12 protein-coding genes are annotated in these 17,805 nt (G+C 60.7%); 10 read left to right on the top strand and 2 right to left on the bottom strand.

Translation table 11 applies throughout. The annotated features are described in order from the left end of the window. Nucleotides 1-69 precede the first annotated feature (69 nt). From treP to QK296_RS13510, 5 genes are all read left to right on the top strand, one after another. The gene (gene treP / locus QK296_RS13530; RefSeq protein WP_282391030.1) at nt 70-1,512 is read left to right on the top strand and encodes a PTS system trehalose-specific EIIBC component; all 1,443 of its coding nucleotides are present in this window, start codon (nt 70-72) and stop codon (nt 1,510-1,512) included. 122 nt (nt 1,513-1,634) lie between these two features. After that, nucleotides 1,635-3,281 (top strand): alpha,alpha-phosphotrehalase, encoded by a 1,647-nt coding sequence (gene treC / locus QK296_RS13525; RefSeq protein ID WP_003193992.1) that lies wholly within the window; start codon nt 1,635-1,637, stop codon nt 3,279-3,281. Between the two features lie 166 nt (nt 3,282-3,447). Next, nucleotides 3,448-4,668, top strand: a complete 1,221-nt coding sequence (locus tag QK296_RS13520; protein WP_003193991.1) for a carbohydrate porin — start codon at nt 3,448-3,450, stop codon at nt 4,666-4,668. Nucleotides 4,669-4,851: 183 nt separating this feature from the next. After that, nucleotides 4,852-7,386: a phosphoenolpyruvate--protein phosphotransferase gene (gene ptsP / locus QK296_RS13515; protein ID WP_282391029.1), complete on the top strand. Its 2,535-nt coding sequence runs from the start codon at nt 4,852-4,854 to the stop codon at nt 7,384-7,386. A gap of 2 nt (nt 7,387-7,388) precedes the next feature. Further along, a complete protein-coding gene (locus QK296_RS13510; RefSeq protein WP_003193989.1) occupies nt 7,389-7,667 on the top strand; it encodes a PTS transporter subunit EIIB in 279 nt (92 codons plus the stop codon). Nucleotides 7,668-7,803: 136 nt separating this feature from the next. Here the strand turns inward: QK296_RS13510 and mltF are convergent, their stop codons facing one another. Then, nucleotides 7,804-9,264: a membrane-bound lytic murein transglycosylase MltF gene (gene mltF / locus QK296_RS13505; RefSeq protein ID WP_169856289.1), complete on the bottom strand. Its 1,461-nt coding sequence runs from the start codon at nt 9,262-9,264 to the stop codon at nt 7,804-7,806. Between the two features lie 286 nt (nt 9,265-9,550). Between mltF and purL the strand changes: the two genes are divergently transcribed. The 5 genes from purL (at nt 9,551) to QK296_RS13480 (ending at nt 15,940) form a co-directional block, all read left to right on the top strand. Beyond that, entirely contained in the window at nt 9,551-13,447 is a 3,897-nt protein-coding gene (gene purL / locus QK296_RS13500; RefSeq protein WP_057710510.1) for a phosphoribosylformylglycinamidine synthase, read from the top strand. Between the two features lie 4 nt (nt 13,448-13,451). After that, a complete protein-coding gene (locus QK296_RS13495) occupies nt 13,452-13,763 on the top strand; it encodes an NIF3 1 (protein ID WP_003193986.1) in 312 nt (103 codons plus the stop codon). A 313-nt stretch (nt 13,764-14,076) separates the two neighbouring features. After that, nucleotides 14,077-14,715 carry a DUF6036 family nucleotidyltransferase gene (locus QK296_RS13490; RefSeq protein WP_005791146.1) on the top strand — a complete coding sequence of 213 codons (639 nt, stop codon included), beginning with the start codon at nt 14,077-14,079 and terminating at the stop codon, nt 14,713-14,715. Then, entirely contained in the window at nt 14,699-15,145 is a 447-nt protein-coding gene (locus tag QK296_RS13485; protein ID WP_032900861.1) for a hypothetical protein, read from the top strand. The genes QK296_RS13490 and QK296_RS13485 overlap by 17 nt, the downstream gene beginning before the upstream one ends. Nucleotides 15,146-15,676: 531 nt before the next feature. After that, entirely contained in the window at nt 15,677-15,940 is a 264-nt protein-coding gene (locus tag QK296_RS13480; RefSeq protein ID WP_003193983.1) for a DUF6124 family protein, read from the top strand. A 149-nt stretch (nt 15,941-16,089) separates the two neighbouring features. On the opposite strand, the gene nagE is transcribed toward QK296_RS13480, so the two are convergent. Further along, nucleotides 16,090-17,787, bottom strand: a complete 1,698-nt coding sequence (gene nagE, locus QK296_RS13475) for an N-acetylglucosamine-specific PTS transporter subunit IIBC (protein ID WP_003193982.1) — start codon at nt 17,785-17,787, stop codon at nt 16,090-16,092. Nucleotides 17,788-17,805 lie beyond the last annotated feature (18 nt).

Below are 17,805 nucleotides of genomic sequence, written 5' to 3'. Positions count from 1 at the left end.
GTACTTTTCCCTCCTCGGCGTGCTGCCAACGACTGCCACCCATAAAAACAATCACAGTGGAAAACGAGCATGAGCCACGACTATTCAACGATTGCCCGCGAGATTCTCGACAACCTCGGGGGCCGCGAAAACCTTGAGCAGGCTGCCCATTGCGTGACCCGCCTGCGCCTTGCGCTCAAGGACCCTAGCCTGGTCAACAGCAGTGCCCTGAACCAGGTCGACCTGGTCAAGGGCTCGTTCTTTACCGGCGGCCTGTTCCAAGTGGTGATCGGCCCCGGCGAAGTGGAGAAGGTCTACGCCGCCCTGCGCGAATTGACCGGCCTGGCCGCGTCGACCATTGCCGACGTCAAGAAAGCCGGCGGCGACAAGACCAACCCCATGCAGCGCCTGGTGCGGGTGTTCTCCGATGTGTTCATGCCGATCCTGCCCGCGCTGATCATCGCCGGCCTGTTGATGGGCGTGAACAACCTGATGGGCGCCAAGGGCATGTTCATCGAAGGCCAGACGCTGCTGGAGGCCTACCCGAACCTGGATGGCCTGTGGAGCCTGATCAACCTGATGGCCAACACCTCCTTCGTGTTCCTGCCGGCGCTGGTGGGCTGGTCGGCGGCCAAGCGGTTCGGCGGCAGTGAAATCCTCGGCATCGTGCTGGGCCTGATGTTGGTACACCCGGACCTGCTCAACGCCTGGAACTACGGCAAGGCGGTCGCCGGCCTCGACGGCCAGAGCCTGCCGTACTTCGAAATCTTCGGCTGGTTCCAGATCGAGAAGGTGGGTTACCAGGGGCAGATCCTGCCGATCCTGATGGCCGCCTTTGTCATGAGCGTGATCGAGAAGTGGCTGCGGGCGCGGGTGCCGAATGCCATTCAACTGCTGGTGGTGCCGATCACCACCATCGTTGTCACTGGTGTGCTGGCCCTGGCGATCATCGGCCCGGTGACTCGTCACCTTGGCATCCTGATCACCGAAGGCCTGGTGACCCTGTTCGAGATCGCCCCGATGATCGGCGGCGCGATTTTCGGCCTGCTCTATGCGCCGCTGGTGATCACCGGCATGCACCACATGTTCCTGGCGGTCGACCTGCAGCTTATCTCCACCCAGGGCGGCACCTTTATCTGGCCGATGATTGTCATGTCCAACCTGGCCCAGGGCAGCGCCGCCCTCGGGGTGTTCTACATGACCCGCAATGCACGGGACAAAAGCATGGCCTCGACCTCGGCGATTTCCGCTTACTTCGGCATCACAGAGCCTGCGATGTTCGGGGTGAACCTGCGCTTCAAGTTTCCGTTCTACGCCGCGCTGCTGGGCTCGGCGCTGGGCAGCATCTTCCTGTCGTTGAACAAGGTACAGGCGTCGGCCATCGGTGTCGGTGGGTTGCCCGGGTTTATCTCGATCGTGCCAAGCGCGATTCCGATGTTCGTGATCGGCATGGTCGTGGCGATGGTCGTGCCGTTTGCGCTGACGTGCATGTTGAGCATGAAGATCGTTCGGCCTGGTTACCGGGTCGCCTGAAGATCGCTATCGCAGGCAAGCCAGCTCCCACAGTGATGTGTGAACACATTCAAGTGTGGGAGCTGGCTTGCCTGCGATGAGGCCAGAAGGGCCAGCACCCAACTCTACTGAAGGAACCCACCATGCAAACCTGGCAACACTCGGTGATCTACCAGATCTACCCCAAAAGCTTCCACAGCCACGCGGGTAACGCCACCGGTGACCTGTTGGGCATCGTGGACAAACTCGACTACCTCAAGTGGCTGGGCGTGGATTGCCTGTGGGTCACGCCGTTCCTGCGCTCGCCCCAGCGCGACAACGGCTACGACATCAGCGACTACTACGCCATCGACCCCAGCTACGGCACCATGGCCGATTGCGAGCTGCTGATCAGCGAAGCCGCCAAGCGTGGCATCAAGCTGATGCTCGATATCGTGGTCAACCACACCTCCATTGAACACGAATGGTTCCAGCAGGCGCGCAGCAGCCTCGACAACCCCTACCGCGACTTCTACATCTGGCGCGACCAGCCGAACAACTGGGAATCCAAGTTCGGCGGCTCGGCCTGGGAATACGAAGCACAGACCGGCCAGTACTACCTGCACCTGTTCGACCACACCCAGGCCGACCTCAACTGGGACAACCCCCAGGTGCGCGCCGAGGTGTTCAAGATGATGCGTTTCTGGCGCGACAAAGGCGTGGGTGGGTTCCGCCTGGATGTGATCAACCTGATCTCCAAGCCCGCCGATTTCCCCGAGGACAACAGTGACGGCCGCCGTTTCTACACCGACGGCCCGAACGTGCATGAATACCTGCAGCAAATGCACCGCGAAGTCTTTGAAGGCCATGACCTGATCAACGTCGGCGAGATGTCCTCCACCCGCCTGGAACATTGCATTCGCTATTCGAATCCAGCGTCGAAAGAGCTGTCGATGACTTTCAATTTCCACCACCTGAAAGTCGATTACCCGAACCTGCAAAAGTGGGTGAAGGCCGACTTCGATTTCCTTCAACTCAAGCAGATTTTTTCCGACTGGCAGATGGGCATGCAAGCCGGTGGCGGCTGGAACGCGCTGTTCTGGTGCAACCACGACCAGCCACGGGTGGTCTCGCGTTTTGGTGACGACGGCGAATACCGCGTGGTCTCGGCCAAGATGCTCGCCACGGCGCTGCACTTTCTGCAGGGCACGCCGTATGTGTATCAGGGCGAAGAGCTTGGCATGACCAACCCCGGCTTCGACAGCATCTCGCAGTACCGTGATGTGGAAACCCTGAACATCTTCCGGCTCAAGCGCGATGCGGGCGAGTCCGAAGCCGCAAGCATGGCGGCGATCATGCAGAAGTCCCGCGACAACGGGCGTACGCCCATGCAGTGGAGCACCGAAGCGAATGCGGGGTTCAGCCGCGGTGAACCCTGGATCGGCATCCCCGCCAATGCTGCGCAGATCAACGTCAACAGCCAGATGGATGACCCGGATTCGGTGCTGCATCACTACCGCAGGCTGATCGACTTGCGCCGTCGCGAACCGCTGATACAGCAAGGCGTTTACCGCCCGTTGCTGCAAGACCATCTCCAGGTCTGGGCGTACCTGCGTGAAGGCCATGGCGAGCGCCTGTTGGTACTCAACAACTTCTATGGATCGCCATGCGAGATCCAACTGCCAGAAGGCGTGATCAACGCCGCAAACGAGCAACGCCTGCTGATCAGCAACTACCCCGACTGCCCGCTGCGCACGAGCACGGTGGTGCTACGCCCCTATGAATCCTTCGTGCTGCACCTGACTGATTGAAACACCCCCTGTAGGAGCGAGCTTGCTCGCGAAGATCGTCAACGAAAACGCGCCCCTCCAGGTGTTGCGTGGAGGCTGCAAATTCTTCGCGAGCAAGCTCGCTCCTACAGGTGATCGCGTCACGCAAGACAGTAAGAAAAAACAATAAAAATAAAAGGAGCGTTTCATGAAAACAACAATAAAGCTGGGCCTTATTGCCTCCTGCCTCACGGTGCCTTTTGGCGCGCAAGCCCTGGAGTTTGCCGGGTATTTGCGCAGCGGCGTGGGCACGTCAACGGGCAGCGGCAAGCAGCAATGTTTCCAACTGCCGGGTGCGCAAACCAAATACCGCCTGGGTAACGAATGCGAGCAGTACGCCGAGCTGGAACTGCGTCAGGATTTGCTGACCTTCGACGACGGTTCGGTGCTCAGCGTCGATGCCATGGCTTCCCTTTATAACAAGTACGATCGTGCCCTGAAATTCCAGGGTGAAAACAACGGCTCGGCGCGCATGCCGCAGATGTATGCGCAATGGTCCAACCTGCCCAGCCTCAATGGTGGTTCGCTGTGGGCCGGGCGGCGTTACTACAAGCGTAACGATATCCATATCTCCGACTTCTACTACTGGAACCAGAGCGCCACCGGTGGCGGGATCGAGGACGTGCTGATCGGCGGTTTGAAATACAGCTACGCCCTGTCGCGCAAGGACAACCTGTACCAGAAGGAATACGCCACCCGTCACGACTTCAATGTCGCCGGTTTCAAGACCAACCCCGGTGGCGAACTGGAACTGGGCTTGAGCTACATCGCCAAGGCCGGTGGGCGTGACACCAACAGCGGCTGGGCGCTGACGGCGCAGCATGTGCAAGCAGCCTTCCTGGGTGGCAAGAACAAGTTTGCCCTGCAGTACGGCGAAGGCCCCGGCACCGGCCTGGGCTACACCGGCAATACCGCGCTGGACAAGAGCAGCAAAAGTTACCGCGCGGTGGAGTTCTTTGATTGGCAACTGACTCCGCGTTTTGGCGGGCAAGTTGAAGCGGTGTACCAGAAAGATGTGCGCCCAGGGCGTCAGGACCAGAACTGGATGTCCCTGGGTGTGCGCCCGGCGTATGCGCTCAGCGAGCAATTCAAACTGGTTGCTGAGCTGGGGCACGATCAAGTCGATGCCACCGGCGGTACGCGCAAATTGAGCAAATTTACCTTCGCCCCGACCTGGTCGCCCAAAGGCCCTGAATTCTGGGCGCGGCCGGAGGTGCGGTTGTATTACACCTATGCGTCCTGGAACAAAGCGGCCAAGCGTGCGGCCAATGAGCTGGCGGCGGGCACGGCGTTGTCCGACACCGGCGCCTATGGCACGGCGCGGCATGGGTCGAACGTCGGTGTGCAGGTCGAATATTGGTGGAAGTAATCAGGAGGGAGTACGCGGGCTAATGCGGGAGCGGGCTTGCTCGCGAATGCAGTGGGTCAGTCAGTGAATGTGTCGCCTGATACACCGCTTTCGCGAGCAAGCCCGCTCCCACACTGACCTTCGTCAACCTCAACCTTGCATCGACTCAATGATTTTTAAAGAACAACACAAACAGGTGAAGTCATGATCACATCTCAACCCCTGGAACTGCTGGCACCCTTGTCCGGGGTTTTGCTGGCGCTGGACCAGGTGCCCGACCCGGTATTTTCTGGCCGCGTGATTGGCGATGGCCTGTGCATCGACCCCACCTCGCAAACCCTCTGCGCGCCGTTGGCTGGGGTGATCAGCAACATTCAGGACAGCGGCCATGCGGTCAGCGTCACCGCCGATAACGGTGTGCAAGTGCTGCTGCATATTGGCCTGGACACTGTGAACCTGGCGGGCCAGGGCTTCACCCGGCTGGTCGAGGAGGGCCAGCGGGTGGAGGCCGGACAGCCGCTGATTGAGTTCGATGCCGACTATGTCGCGCTCAATGCACGCAGCCTGCTGACCTTGATGCTCATTGTGAGCGGCGAGCCGTTTGTGCCGTTGGTGGCCGATCAGGCGCTGGTCGAGTCCGGCCAGCCACTGTTGCAGGTCTCACCGGGGCCGATGAAAGCTGAGGTGGACGAGGAGGCGGGCAATGCGCTGTTTTCCAAGCCAGTGACCCTGCCCAATGCCAGCGGCTTGCACGCCCGCCCTGCGGCGGTGTTTGCCCAGGCGGCGAAGGGGTTCAGTTCCAGCATTTTCCTGCACAAGCAAACCCTGAGCGCGAATGCCAAGTCTCTCGTGGCGATCATGGCGCTGCAGACCTCCCAGGGCGACAGCGTGCAAGTGAGCGCGGCGGGGGAGGATGCCGAGGCGGCTATCCAGGCGCTGGTGGCGTTGTTGCTCGACGGCTGTGGCGAGACGCTGCCGGTAGCGATCGAGAAAATCAGCAAGCCCGCTGCGCCTGCGTCTTCGGCCTCCGTATTGCGAGGCGTCTGTGCGTCGCCGGGTTCGGCGTTCGGCCAGGTTGTCCAAGTGGCTGAGCCAGCGCTTGAGATTCCCGAAGCCGGTGCGGGAGAAACCTTCGAACGTACCGCATTGGCGCGTGGCCTGCGGGCTGCAAACGAGGCGTTGCAAGCGTTGCAGGCCAAGGCGGCCGGCAGCGCCCAGGCCGAGATCTTCCGCGCCCACCAAGAACTGCTCGAAGACCCGACCCTGCTTGAACAAGCCCATAGCCTGCTGGCCGAAGGCAAGAGTGCCGCCTTTGCCTGGAACACGGCAACGGTGGCGACCGCCAAACTTTTTGAAGGCTTGGGCAAAGCGCTGCTGGCTGAGCGTGCGGCGGACTTGGCCGACGTCGGCCAGCGCGTGCTCAAGTTGATCCTGGGCGTGCCAGAGCGGTCCATGGAGCTGCCGGAATGCGCCATCCTGGTCGCTGAACAACTGACACCCTCACAAACCGCCGGCCTGGACACCAGCAAAGTGCTGGGCTTCGTCACGGTCGCCGGTGGCGCTACCAGCCACGTGGCCATCCTCGCCCGGGCCCTCGGCCTGCCATCCCTTTGCGGCGTACCCAGCCAAGTACTGGCCTTGGCCAACGGCAAGCGGGTATTGCTCAATGCCGACAAAGGCGAGCTGCAGCTGGAGCCGAACCTGGCCGAAATCGAGCAACTGCAGGCGGTGCGCCAACAGCAAAAGCTGCGGCTGCAGCGTGAGGTGGCGCAGGCCTCACGGGCAGCGGTCACCCGCGACGGTCACCACGTCGAGGTCACAGCCAACGTCGCCTCGTTGCAGGAAGTGGAACAATCCCTGACCCTGGGCGGTGAAGGCGTGGGCCTGCTGCGTTCGGAGTTCCTCTACCTGGAACGCAACCGTGCGCCGAGCGCAGAGGAGCAGGCCGACACCTACAGCGCCATCGCCCGCGCCCTCGGCACCGAGCGTAATCTGGTGGTACGTACCCTGGATGTGGGCGGCGATAAACCCTTGGCCTATGTGCCGATGGACAGCGAGACCAACCCATTCCTTGGCCTGCGCGGTATCCGCCTGTGCCTGGAACGCCCCGAACTGTTGCGTGAACAGTTACGTGCGATTCTTGCCAGCGCCGGCTTGGCGCGGCTGCATATCATGTTGCCGATGGTCAGCCTGCTGTCGGAGCTGCACCTGGCGCGCAAAATGCTCGAAGAGGAAGCACAGGCCCTTGGCCTGAGCGAACTGCCCAAGCTGGGCATCATGATCGAAGTGCCGAGTGCGGCGCTGATGGCGGATGTGTTTGCGCCCCATGTGGATTTCTTCTCTATCGGCACCAACGACCTCACCCAATACACCCTGGCCATGGACCGCGACCACCCCCGGCTGGCCAGCCAGGCCGACAGTTTTCACCCGGCGGTGCTGCGCCTGATCGACATCACCGTCAAAGCGGCCCATGCCCACGGCAAATGGGTCGGCGTGTGTGGTGCGCTGGCGTCCGAAACCATGGCGGTGCCGGTGTTGATCGGCCTGGGCGTGGATGAGCTGTCGGTCAGTGTGCCGCTGATCCCCACCATCAAGGCCACCGTGCGCGAGCTGGACCTGCACGACTGCCAGATCATCGCCCGCCAGGTGCTGGGCCTGGAAGAAGCCGACCAAGTACGCGAGGCCCTGCGCCTGTACCACGCGGCCACCGTTGAAACCTCACCTGTTGTGGAGCACTGAGCATGTTCGAGAAATTGCAGCGGGCGTTCTGGAAAGCCCTGACGCCTGATTTGGTGGCGGAGACGGTTACCGCGTCGACACCCAGCCTGTTGTCGGCCGAGGTGCTGAGTGCATTGGGCGGGGAGTGCAACGTCACGTCACAGCAGCGCGTGGCGCTCACGCGGGTGCGGGTGCAATTGAAGGAGGTGGGTGGGTTGGATGAGTCGGCGTTGAAGGCTGCCGGTGTACCCGCAGTGATGGTACTGCCGGGCGGCGTGGTTCATCTGCTCACCGGCCTATAAGGCGACGATGATCAGATGTGGGAGCCGGGCTTGCCCGCGATAGCGGTGTGTCAGGCGCCGAATACCTTGACTGTCAGGCCGCCATCGCGGGCAAGCCCGGCTCCCACAGGGATTTGCAGTGTGCGGGCTGTCGTAATCAGAGTTGTGGGGTGTCTTGCGCAGGCTTGGTCTTGTCCACACCCGGCACATGCAGGTTGCCTTCCACCACCTGGTTACCCTCCAGCTGCGGCTGGGTCACCCAGGTGAGGATGTCGTAGTAACGCCGGATGTTCGCCACAAAATGCACCGGCTCGCCGCCGCGGGCGTAGCCGTAGCGGGTCTTGCTATACCACTGCTTCTGCGACAGGCGTGGCAGCATCTTCTTCACGTCCAGCCACTTGTTCGGGTTCAGGCCTTCTTTCTTCGCCAGGATGCGCGCGTCGTCCAGGTGGCCGGTGCCCACGTTATAGGCGGCGAGGGCGAACCAGGTGCGGTCGGGTTCGGCGATCTTGTCGTCCAGCTCATCCTTGATCCTGGCCAGGTACTTGGCGCCGCCCATGATGCTCTGCTTGGGGTCCAGGCGGTTGGACACGCCCATGGCTTGGGCAGTGTTCTGGGTCAGCATCATCAGGCCACGCACGCCGGTCTTGGACGTGACCGTGGGTTGCCACAGCGATTCCTGATAACCAATGGCTGCCAACAACCGCCAATCGACTTTCTCGGCCTTGGCATAGGCGCGAAAGTGTTTCTCGTACTTGGGCAGGCGTTGTTGCAGGTGCTGGGCAAAGGTATAGGCGCCGACATAGCCGAGTACATCGACGTGCCCGTAGTAGCGATCTTTCAGACGCTGCAGGGTGCCGTTTTTCTCGACCTTGTCCAGGTAACTGTTGATCTCGTTGAGCAAGCTATTGTCTTCACCGGCCGCCACCGCCCAGCTCTGGTTGCTGGCATTACCGAGGTCGAAGGCCACGCGCACGTTGGGGAAGTACACCTGGTTCATGGCCACTTCGTTGGAGTCCACCAGGGTCAGGTCGATCTGCCCTTCGTCGACCATGCGCAGCAGATCCACCACCTCAACGGCGTCGGATTCTTCGTACTCAATCGCCGGGTTCTGTTTTTTCAGTGCCGCCAGTTGTTCGGCGTGGGTGCTGCCCTTGAGCACCATGATCTTCTTGCCCACCAGGTCGGCGGCGTTGGTGGGGCGCGATTGGCCGTTGCGGTAGATGATCTGCGGGGTGACTTCAAGGTACGGGTGGGAGAAGCGCACCTGCTGCTGGCGCTGGTCGCTACTCACCAGGCCGGCGGCAGCGAGTACCGGGCCGTTGGGTTTGCTCAACTGGTTGAACAGGTCGTCAAGGTTGTCGGCCGTCTCGATTTCCAGCTTCACGCCCAGGTCGTCGGCAAAGCGCTTGACCAGTTCGTATTCGAAGCCGGTTTCACCGTTACGGTCCTGGAAATACGTAGCGGGACTGTTGCGAGTGACCACCCGCAATACGCCATCCTCCTTGATTCGCTCCAGTGTGCTGGGTTTATCAACACAGGCACTGAGCATCAGGAAGAGCAAGGTGGCGATGAGCCATTTGACGCATCGCTGGCGCGAAACAGTTGGGAAGAACATCTGCGCAGTATACGCAAACGGCTCACGGCGCCATATCTCGACAGCGGCGCACTTGTCTGCTAGCCAGCGCAAAACTGTGCTGCAGCCCGCAGAAACGGGGCTTGGCGAGCGTTTGTGACGGTTAAAATAACTGCGCCCAATGCCCTGGATAACGCCCTGATCCCAGGCAAAGCGTGCCAACTGACGTTCGGCGGCGGCCACCGGTAGCGTTTCGGGTGCCGTTGGCGAAGGTTTACGCTAGAATGCACGGCCTCAAAGCACACCCCTTCCCGAGGCTGTCCCGAAGATGTTGATCCTGCGCGGCGCTCCTGCCCTTTCTGCCTTTCGCCACAGCAAACTCCTTGAGCAACTGAGCCAGAAGGTTCCAGCTGTTACAGGCCTGTACGCTGAATTTGCTCACTTCGCCGACGTAACCGGCGTCTTGACCGCCGACGAACAGCAAGTGCTGGCACGCCTTCTGAAGTACGGCCCAAGCGTTCCCGTTCAAGAGCCGACTGGCCGCTTGTTCCTGGTTCTGCCACGGTTCGGCACCATCTCGCCCTGGTCGAGCAAGGCCAGCGACATCGCCCGCAACTGCGGCCTGGACAAAATCCAGCGCCTGGAGCGTGGGATCGCCTTCTACGTCGCCGGCCAGTTCAGCGACGCCGAGGCGGAGCTGATCGCCAGCAGCCTGCACGACCGCATGACCCAGATCATCGTCAGTCAGCTGGAACAGGCTGCCGGCCTGTTCAGCCACGCCGAGCCGAAGCCGCTCACCGCCATTGACGTGCTGGGCGGTGGCCGCGCCGCCCTCGAGAAGGCCAACACCGAGCTGGGCCTGGCCCTGGCCGAAGACGAGATCGACTACCTGGTCAACGCCTTCAACGGCTTGAAGCGCAACCCCCACGACATCGAACTGATGATGTTCGCCCAGGCCAACTCCGAGCACTGCCGTCACAAGATCTTCAACGCCAGTTGGGACATCGACGGCCAAAGCCAAGAGAAAAGCCTGTTCGGCATGATCAAGAACACCTACGTGATGCACAGCGAAGGTGTTCTGTCGGCTTATAAGGACAACGCCTCGGTGATCGTCGGCTCCGTCGCCGGCCGTTTCTTCCCGGACCCGGAAACCCGCCAGTACGGCGCGGTGCAGGAGCCGGTGCACATCCTGATGAAGGTTGAAACCCACAACCACCCGACCGCGATTGCCCCGTTCCCGGGCGCAGCTACCGGTTCGGGCGGTGAAATCCGCGATGAAGGTGCTACCGGCCGTGGCGCCAAGCCCAAGGCGGGCCTCACCGGTTTCACCGTATCCAACTTGCAGATCCCGGGCTTTGAACAGCCGTGGGAAGTGCCGTACGGCAAGCCTGAGCGCATCGTCACCGCGCTGGACATCATGATCGAAGGCCCGCTGGGCGGCGCCGCGTTCAACAACGAATTCGGGCGCCCGGCGCTCACCGGTTACTTCCGGACCTTCGAACAGTCCATCACCACCCCGCGTGGCGATGAAGTGCGCGGCTACCACAAGCCGATCATGTTGGCCGGCGGCATGGGCAACATCCGTGAAGAACACGTCAAGAAAGGCGAGATTCTGGTCGGCTCCAAGCTGATCGTGCTCGGCGGCCCGGCGATGCTGATCGGTCTGGGCGGCGGCGCGGCTTCTTCCATGGCCACCGGCACCAGCTCGGCAGACCTGGACTTCGCTTCCGTACAGCGCGAAAACCCTGAGATGGAGCGCCGCTGCCAGGAAGTCATCGACCGTTGCTGGCAGTTGGGTGACAAGAACCCGATCAGCTTCATCCACGACGTCGGCGCCGGTGGTTTGTCCAACGCCTTCCCGGAACTGGTCAACGACGGCGACCGTGGTGGCCGTTTCGAACTGCGCAACATTCCAAACGACGAGCCGGGCATGGCCCCGCACGAAATCTGGAGCAACGAATCCCAGGAACGCTACGTACTGGCCGTTGGCCCTGAAGACTTCGCACGCTTCCAGGCCATCTGCGAACGCGAGCGTTGCCCGTTTGCCGTGGTCGGCGAAGCCACTGCCGAGCCACAGCTGACAGTCACCGACAGCCACTTTGGCAACAGCCCCGTGGACATGCCGTTGGAAGTGCTGCTGGGCAAGGCCCCGCGCATGCACCGTTCGGCCAACCGTGAAGCTGAACTGGGCGATGATTTCGACCCAAGCACGCTGGACCTGGCCAACAGCATCGAACGCGTGCTGCACCATCCGGCCGTGGCGAGCAAAAGCTTCCTGATCACCATCGGCGATCGCACCATCACCGGCCTGGTGGCTCGTGACCAAATGGTCGGCCCATGGCAGGTGCCGGTGGCCGACGTTGCCGTCACCGCCACCAGCTTCGATGTGTACACCGGTGAAGCCATGGCCATGGGCGAGCGCACACCGCTGGCCCTGCTGGACGCTCCGGCGTCGGGCCGCATGGCCATTGGTGAAACCCTCACCAACATCGCGGCCTCGCGTATCGGCAAGCTTTCCGACATCAAACTGTCGGCCAACTGGATGTCCGCTGCCGGCCACCCCGGTGAAGATGCGCGCCTGTACGACACGGTTAAAGCCGTGGGCATGGAGCTGTGCCCGGAACTGGGCATCACCATTCCGGTGGGCAAGGACTCCATGTCCATGGCCACCCGTTGGAACGAAGACGGCACCGACAAGAGCGTCACGTCGCCGCTGTCGTTGATCGTCACGGGTTTTGCGCCGGTCACCGACATCCGCCAGACCCTGACCCCGCAACTGCGCATGGACAAGGGCACCACTGACTTGATCCTGATCGACCTGGGCCGTGGCCAGAACCGCATGGGCGCCTCGATCCTGGCGCAAACCCACGGCAAGCTCGGCAAGCAGGCCCCGGACGTCGATGACGCCGAAGACCTCAAAGCCTTCTTTGCCGTGATCCAGGGCCTGAATGCCGACGGCCACCTGCTGGCTTACCACGACCGTTCCGACGGTGGTTTGCTGACCAGCGTTGTCGAAATGGCCTTCGCCGGTCACTGCGGCTTGAACATCGTGCTCGACAGCGTTGCCGAGGATGCTGCCGAAATCAACGGCATCCTGTTCAACGAAGAGTTGGGTGCGGTGATCCAGGTGCGCCAGGACGCTACCCCAGACGTGCTCGCGCAGTTCAGCGCCGCTGGCCTGGCCGAGTGCGTGGCGGTGATTGGCCAGCCGATCAACAACGGCGAAGTCAATATCTCGTTCAACGGCGACACGGTCTTTACCGGCCAGCGCCGCTTGCTGCAACGCCAGTGGGCCGAGACCAGCTACCAGATCCAACGCCTGCGTGATAACGCCGACTGCGCCGAGCAGGAATTCGACGTGATCCTGGAGGAAGACAACCCGGGCCTGAGCACCATGCTCAGCTTCGACGTCAACCAGGACATCGCCGCGCCTTACATCAAGAAGGGCATCCGCCCACAGGTTGCCGTGCTGCGTGAGCAGGGCGTCAACGGCCAGGTGGAAATGGCGGCCGCGTTCGACCGCGCCGGCTTCAATGCGATCGACGTGCACATGAGCGATATCCTCGCTGGTCGCGTTGACCTCAATGAGTTCAAAGGCCTGGTGGCCTGCGGTGGTTTCTCCTACGGCGACGTGCTGGGTGCCGGTGAAGGCTGGGCCAAGTCGGCCCTGTTCAACAGCCGTGCCCGCGATGCGTTCCAGGGCTTCTTCGAACGCAACGACAGCTTCACCCTGGGTGTGTGCAACGGTTGCCAGATGATGTCCAACCTCAGCGAGCTGATCCCGGGCAGCGAGTTCTGGCCGCACTTTGTGCGCAACCGTTCCGAGCAGTTCGAAGCCCGCGTCGCCATGGTGCAGGTGCAGGAATCCAACTCGATCTTCCTGCAGGGCATGGCCGGTTCGCGCATGCCAATCGCCATCGCCCACGGTGAAGGCCATGCCGAATTCAGCAGCGAAGAAGCGCTGCTTGAAGCCGACCTGTCCGGCACCATTGCCCTGCGCTTTGTCGATAACCACGGCAAGGTCACGGAAAGCTACCCGGCCAACCCGAACGGCTCGCCGCGTGGGATCACCGGCCTTACCAGCCGCGACGGCCGCGTGACCATCATGATGCCGCACCCGGAGCGCGTGTTCCGCGCCGTGCAGAACTCATGGCGCCCGGAAGAGTGGAACGAAGACGGCGCCTGGATGCGCATGTTCCGCAACGCCCGCGTGTGGGTGAACTAAGGCCGTGTACAAGCTCGCCTTCTTCGTGCCCGACAGCCATGTGGAGACGGTAAAAACCGCCGTCTTCGCAGCCGGCGGCGGGCGCATCGGCGACTACGACAGCTGCGCCTGGCAAGTGCTGGGTCAGGGCCAATTCCGCGCGTTGGACGGCAGCCAGCCGTTTATCGGGCAGGTGGGCCAGGTTGAAGTGGTTGAAGAGTGGAAGGTTGAGTTGGTGGTGGCGGATGAATTGATCGTGGCTGTCGTGGCTGCTTTGAAACTCAGTCACCCGTATGAGACACCGGCGTATGAGGTGTGGCAGTTGGCGGATTTTTGATCTGTTGGCTGCATAAACAAGAAACCCGCTGGGCCAGTTTGGTCGGCGGGTTTTTTGTTGGCTGTAAGTGCCAATCGCAGGCAAGCCAGCTCCCACATTTGACCCCGTTGTCAGACCGTACATCAATCCCATGTGGGAGCTGGCTTGCCTGCGATGGCGTCGGTGCAAGCGCCTCAGAACTTTCCGACAAGCCTTTCAGGTTGTCCGTCGGAATCTGTCTCCCTAGCCTCAATCGGTCGCTGATAACTCAGTGATCGGGGCTTGAATTCAAGACCCGTCCAGCAATGATCTTGCGTACGGTTTGAAATTCAATATGCAAATTCCAGATTTCGTTGTTCCTCGCCTCAATACCAGCTCTGCGCTAGGGCAAGCTCTGATTTCAATGTTCAGAGCCATTGAAATGGAATTGACGCTCGAAGGCGCCAGTCCGGGCGCGGTCCAGGTCATTGTATTCGGTGGTTGTGCTGTTCATTTATATACCCACCACCGTGTGTCCACCGACGTGGATGCGGAGATTTATTGCGCAAATACTCAAGACACGCTGCGCCTACGAACATTGCTTGCAGAGTTTCCAGAACAGTTTTTCGATGAGCAGTCTGGCCGTGTCATGGAGTTGAACTATGACCTCCAATACAACACTAGCTTTGGTCCGCTCCACGAAGACTACTGGGAGCGAAGTCTTCCCCTGGAAGAGTTTCCTCTTGAGTCTGCGTTGCATCTTCATGTAGCTGCGCCTATCGACATTGCAATCTCCAAATTGGGCAGAGCCACTGATCAGGATGTAGATGACATCATGGCGTTGCTCAGGGCTGGCTTCATAGTGACCGCTGAGCTCCGTCAGCTGGCATTGCAGGCGATTGATATGTATGTTGGCAACAAAGAGCCACCCAGATCCATACTGACCAATATCTTGCACGATTATCTGGAGACTGCAGATGGCGAAGCCCTTTAACGGTCCGGTCCTCTCTTCCGCCTTGGACACACTGGTCAAAAGCCCCTTGAATCAGGCTGATGATGCTGCCTTGGTCAGTGCAGCGAAAGCTGTGTGGTATTCGGATACCAATCTTGTGGGCGAGGTGAGGGCGTTCATTCAGGAGCACTCCAGTGAGGTAGAGCTTCGTCGCGCAGGCTATTTGCTTGAGCGCTTCACACGCTTTTCGTGTGCGACCGATAGTCGGGTAAAGGAAGCGTTGAAGGCGCTTGAACTGTTCTCAGCCTCAAGGCAATACGTGAAATCCCAAGGCGCTGTTGCGTTGCGCAGTCGTCGTGACGAACTGGCAATGTCCTGGGGATTAAGTGAGGGTCTGGGTTTGAAGGTTCAGACCTTGATGCCTTTTCAGACCCGCCACTATGAAGCCGACCAGCGTGCGAAGTCTGCCTAGGTATAGATAGCTATCAAAGAACTCGGCTTAGGCCTAATGCCGTTCAGTTAAGCGTATATCGCCCTCTGTAGGAGCGAGCTTGCTCGCGAAAAGCGTCAACGATAACGCGTGCTTCCTGAATGAACGCGGCGCCTGTGAGTTTTTCGCGAGCAAGCTCGCTCCTACAAAATGCCTTAACTGAACGGCATTACGGCTTAGGCCGAGTTTTTGCTGTCTGCGATATCTTCAGCTCTCGGAGATTTCCGACAAGCCTTTCAGGTTGTCCGTCGGAACTCGCACAACTAACCTTCGCCAGTCGCTGCCAATTCAGTGACCGGGACTGCAAGCCCGCCGAAACCTCACCAGTTAGTCACAAGCGCCTTTATAATTGCGGCGCTTTTTCATGGTCGCCATTTATGGCGGCTGTGTGCGGGAGACCTTCGGGTCTACCGAGACTTGCTGGTGACTCTCGGTCTTGCAGGCCCGCACACAGCTGCCACCCATCATCTGCAAGTGATGCTGGTAGTTCTTACTTCACACCAGAGGTTTACCATGATCAAAGACAGTCCCAATCCCCCTTCAGATCAGTTATTCAGCGTACGACGCAGTATCGATAGCGAAACCTTGCTCGCCAATACCTCGCAGGACATCGCTTCGCTGCAGGCGCTAACCAGCCAGCTGGCGTTTGAAGTCGCTGGCGCGCAGCGTGATGTTGTCTTGGCAATTTGCCGGATGCTGGAGGGTATTCAGCTCATGGTGGATCGGGTGTTGGACTTGAACGAAGTGCCCGAGCTTAAACCTTCCGACGCCAGTTAAAACCCATTCGCGAGCAAGCCCGCTCCCACATTGATCGTTCCCACGCTCCGCGTGGGAATGCATCCTGTGACGCTCTGCGTCACCCTTGCGCAGGGCGGGACGCAGAGCGTCCGGGGCGGCATTCCCACGCAGAGCGTGGGAACGATCGGTCAGGCGTTGATAGGGCGGGTAACCAACCGCTCCAAAGCCTCACCCAAACCTAAAGCCTTGTCACCAATCAACAAGTGCCAAACCCCGCTATCCAGCTGGCTCACTCCCTTGCAACCCAGCGCAGTGAGGTCCGCTTCAGACAGCACCGAATCATCCCCCAACTCCACCCGCAACCGGGTCATCGCTACCGCTTCCAGTTGGCGCACATTCTCTCGGCCACCCAGGGCATTCAGCCACTTTTCGGCCTCGTGTACATTCACCGCCACCGGCTTATCCACAGGCGCAACCGCTACAGGCGTTGCGGCAACAAACCCCGGCATCGCCAAGCGAATCTCATCAGCAATGCTATCGGCCATTGGCCCAACCACTACCTGCAAACTGCCGCCGTTCCCCGGCCGCACCACAGCCATGGCGCCCAGCGCTTTCAACGCTGCATCCACCGCCTTGTTGCGATCCACCATGTCCAAGCGCAGCCGCGTGGTGCAAGCACCCACACTCAGCAAGTTCTCAGCCCCACCCAACGCCTGGATATAAGCCGTCGCACGCTGGTTATCACTCATCGCTTCAGCCTGCACCACCTGGATATCTTCCCGGCCCGGTGTCTTCAGGTTGAAGCGGCGGATGCAGTAGCTGAACACCGTGTAGTAGATCACCGAGTAAGCCAAGCCCACCGGTACCACCAGCCAACCATTGGTGGACTTGCCCCAGCCCAGCACCATGTCGATAAAACCACCGGAGAAGGTAAAGCCCAGGTGGATATTGAGCATGTTGGTCACGGCCATCGACAGGCCGGTCAGCAGCGCATGCAGCAAGTAGAGGAACGGCGCCAGGAACATGAAAGCAAATTCAATCGGCTCGGTCACCCCGGTGAGGAACGAGGTCAGCGCCATCGACAGGAAGATGCCGCCCATCACTTTGCGCCGCTCCGGCAACGCATTGCGGTACATCGCCAGGCACGCAGCCGGCAGGCCGAACAGCATCACCGGGAACATGCCGGTCATGAACTGGCCGCCTTTCGGGTCGCCGGCAAAGTAGCGGGTCAGGTCGCCGGTCACCACCGCGCCGGTCACCGGGTCGGTAAAGCTGCCGAACACGAACCAGGCCATGTTGTTAAGGATGTGGTGCAAGCCGGTGACGATCAGCAGGCGGTTGAACACGCCAAACACGAACGCGCCCAGGCTGCCGCTTTCCATCAGCAGCACGCCGAAGCTGTTGATGCCGTGCTGGATCGGCGGCCAGATCAGGCCGAAGATCACGCCCAGGCCCACCGCGCTGAAGCCGGTGACAATCGGCACAAAGCGTCGCCCACCGAAGAACGCCAGGTACTCCGGCAACTTGATGTCCTTGAAACGGTTGTACAGCCCGCCGGCCATCAAGCCGCTGGCGATACCGGCGAGCATGCCCATGTTGATGGTGGTGTCCATCACCTTGAGCGTGGAGATCATCACCAGGTAACCAATCGCCCCGGCCAGGCCCGCAGTGCCGTTGTTGTCACGGGCAAACCCCACGGCAATGCCGATGGCGAAGATCAGCGCCAGGTTGGCGAAGATCGCCTGCCCGGCATCGTGCATCACCGCGATGTTGAGCAAGTCGGTGTCGCCCAGGCGCAGCAAGAGGCCGGCGATTGGCAGGATCGCAATCGGCAGCATCAGCGCGCGGCCCAGGCGTTGCAGGCCTTCGATAAAGTGTTGGTACATGGCGTGTCTCCCTATTCT

It is taken from the genome of Pseudomonas sp. AL10 (assembly GCF_029960685.1).
Taxonomy (GTDB): domain Bacteria; phylum Pseudomonadota; class Gammaproteobacteria; order Pseudomonadales; family Pseudomonadaceae; genus Aquipseudomonas; species Aquipseudomonas lactis.
This window is presented reverse-complemented; position numbering and strand designations above follow the sequence as displayed.

Bases quoted from the DNA above. Each gene is read 5' to 3' on its own strand.
- QK296_RS13520 (WP_003193991.1), top strand. From the start codon at position 3,448: ATGAAAACAACAATAAAGCTGGGCCTTATTGCCTCCTGCCTCACGGTG.
- mltF (WP_169856289.1), bottom strand. From the start codon at position 9,264: ATGTTCTTCCCAACTGTTTCGCGCCAGCGATGCGTCAAATGGCTCATC.
- QK296_RS13485 (WP_032900861.1), top strand. From the start codon at position 14,699: ATGGCGAAGCCCTTTAACGGTCCGGTCCTCTCTTCCGCCTTGGACACA.
- nagE (WP_003193982.1), bottom strand. From the start codon at position 17,787: ATGTACCAACACTTTATCGAAGGCCTGCAACGCCTGGGCCGCGCGCTG.
- QK296_RS13490 (WP_005791146.1), top strand. From the start codon at position 14,077: ATGCAAATTCCAGATTTCGTTGTTCCTCGCCTCAATACCAGCTCTGCG.
- purL (WP_057710510.1), top strand. From the start codon at position 9,551: ATGTTGATCCTGCGCGGCGCTCCTGCCCTTTCTGCCTTTCGCCACAGC.
- QK296_RS13510 (WP_003193989.1), top strand. From the start codon at position 7,389: ATGTTCGAGAAATTGCAGCGGGCGTTCTGGAAAGCCCTGACGCCTGAT.
- treC (WP_003193992.1), top strand. From the start codon at position 1,635: ATGCAAACCTGGCAACACTCGGTGATCTACCAGATCTACCCCAAAAGC.
- QK296_RS13480 (WP_003193983.1), top strand. From the start codon at position 15,677: ATGATCAAAGACAGTCCCAATCCCCCTTCAGATCAGTTATTCAGCGTA.
- ptsP (WP_282391029.1), top strand. From the start codon at position 4,852: ATGATCACATCTCAACCCCTGGAACTGCTGGCACCCTTGTCCGGGGTT.
- treP (WP_282391030.1), top strand. From the start codon at position 70: ATGAGCCACGACTATTCAACGATTGCCCGCGAGATTCTCGACAACCTC.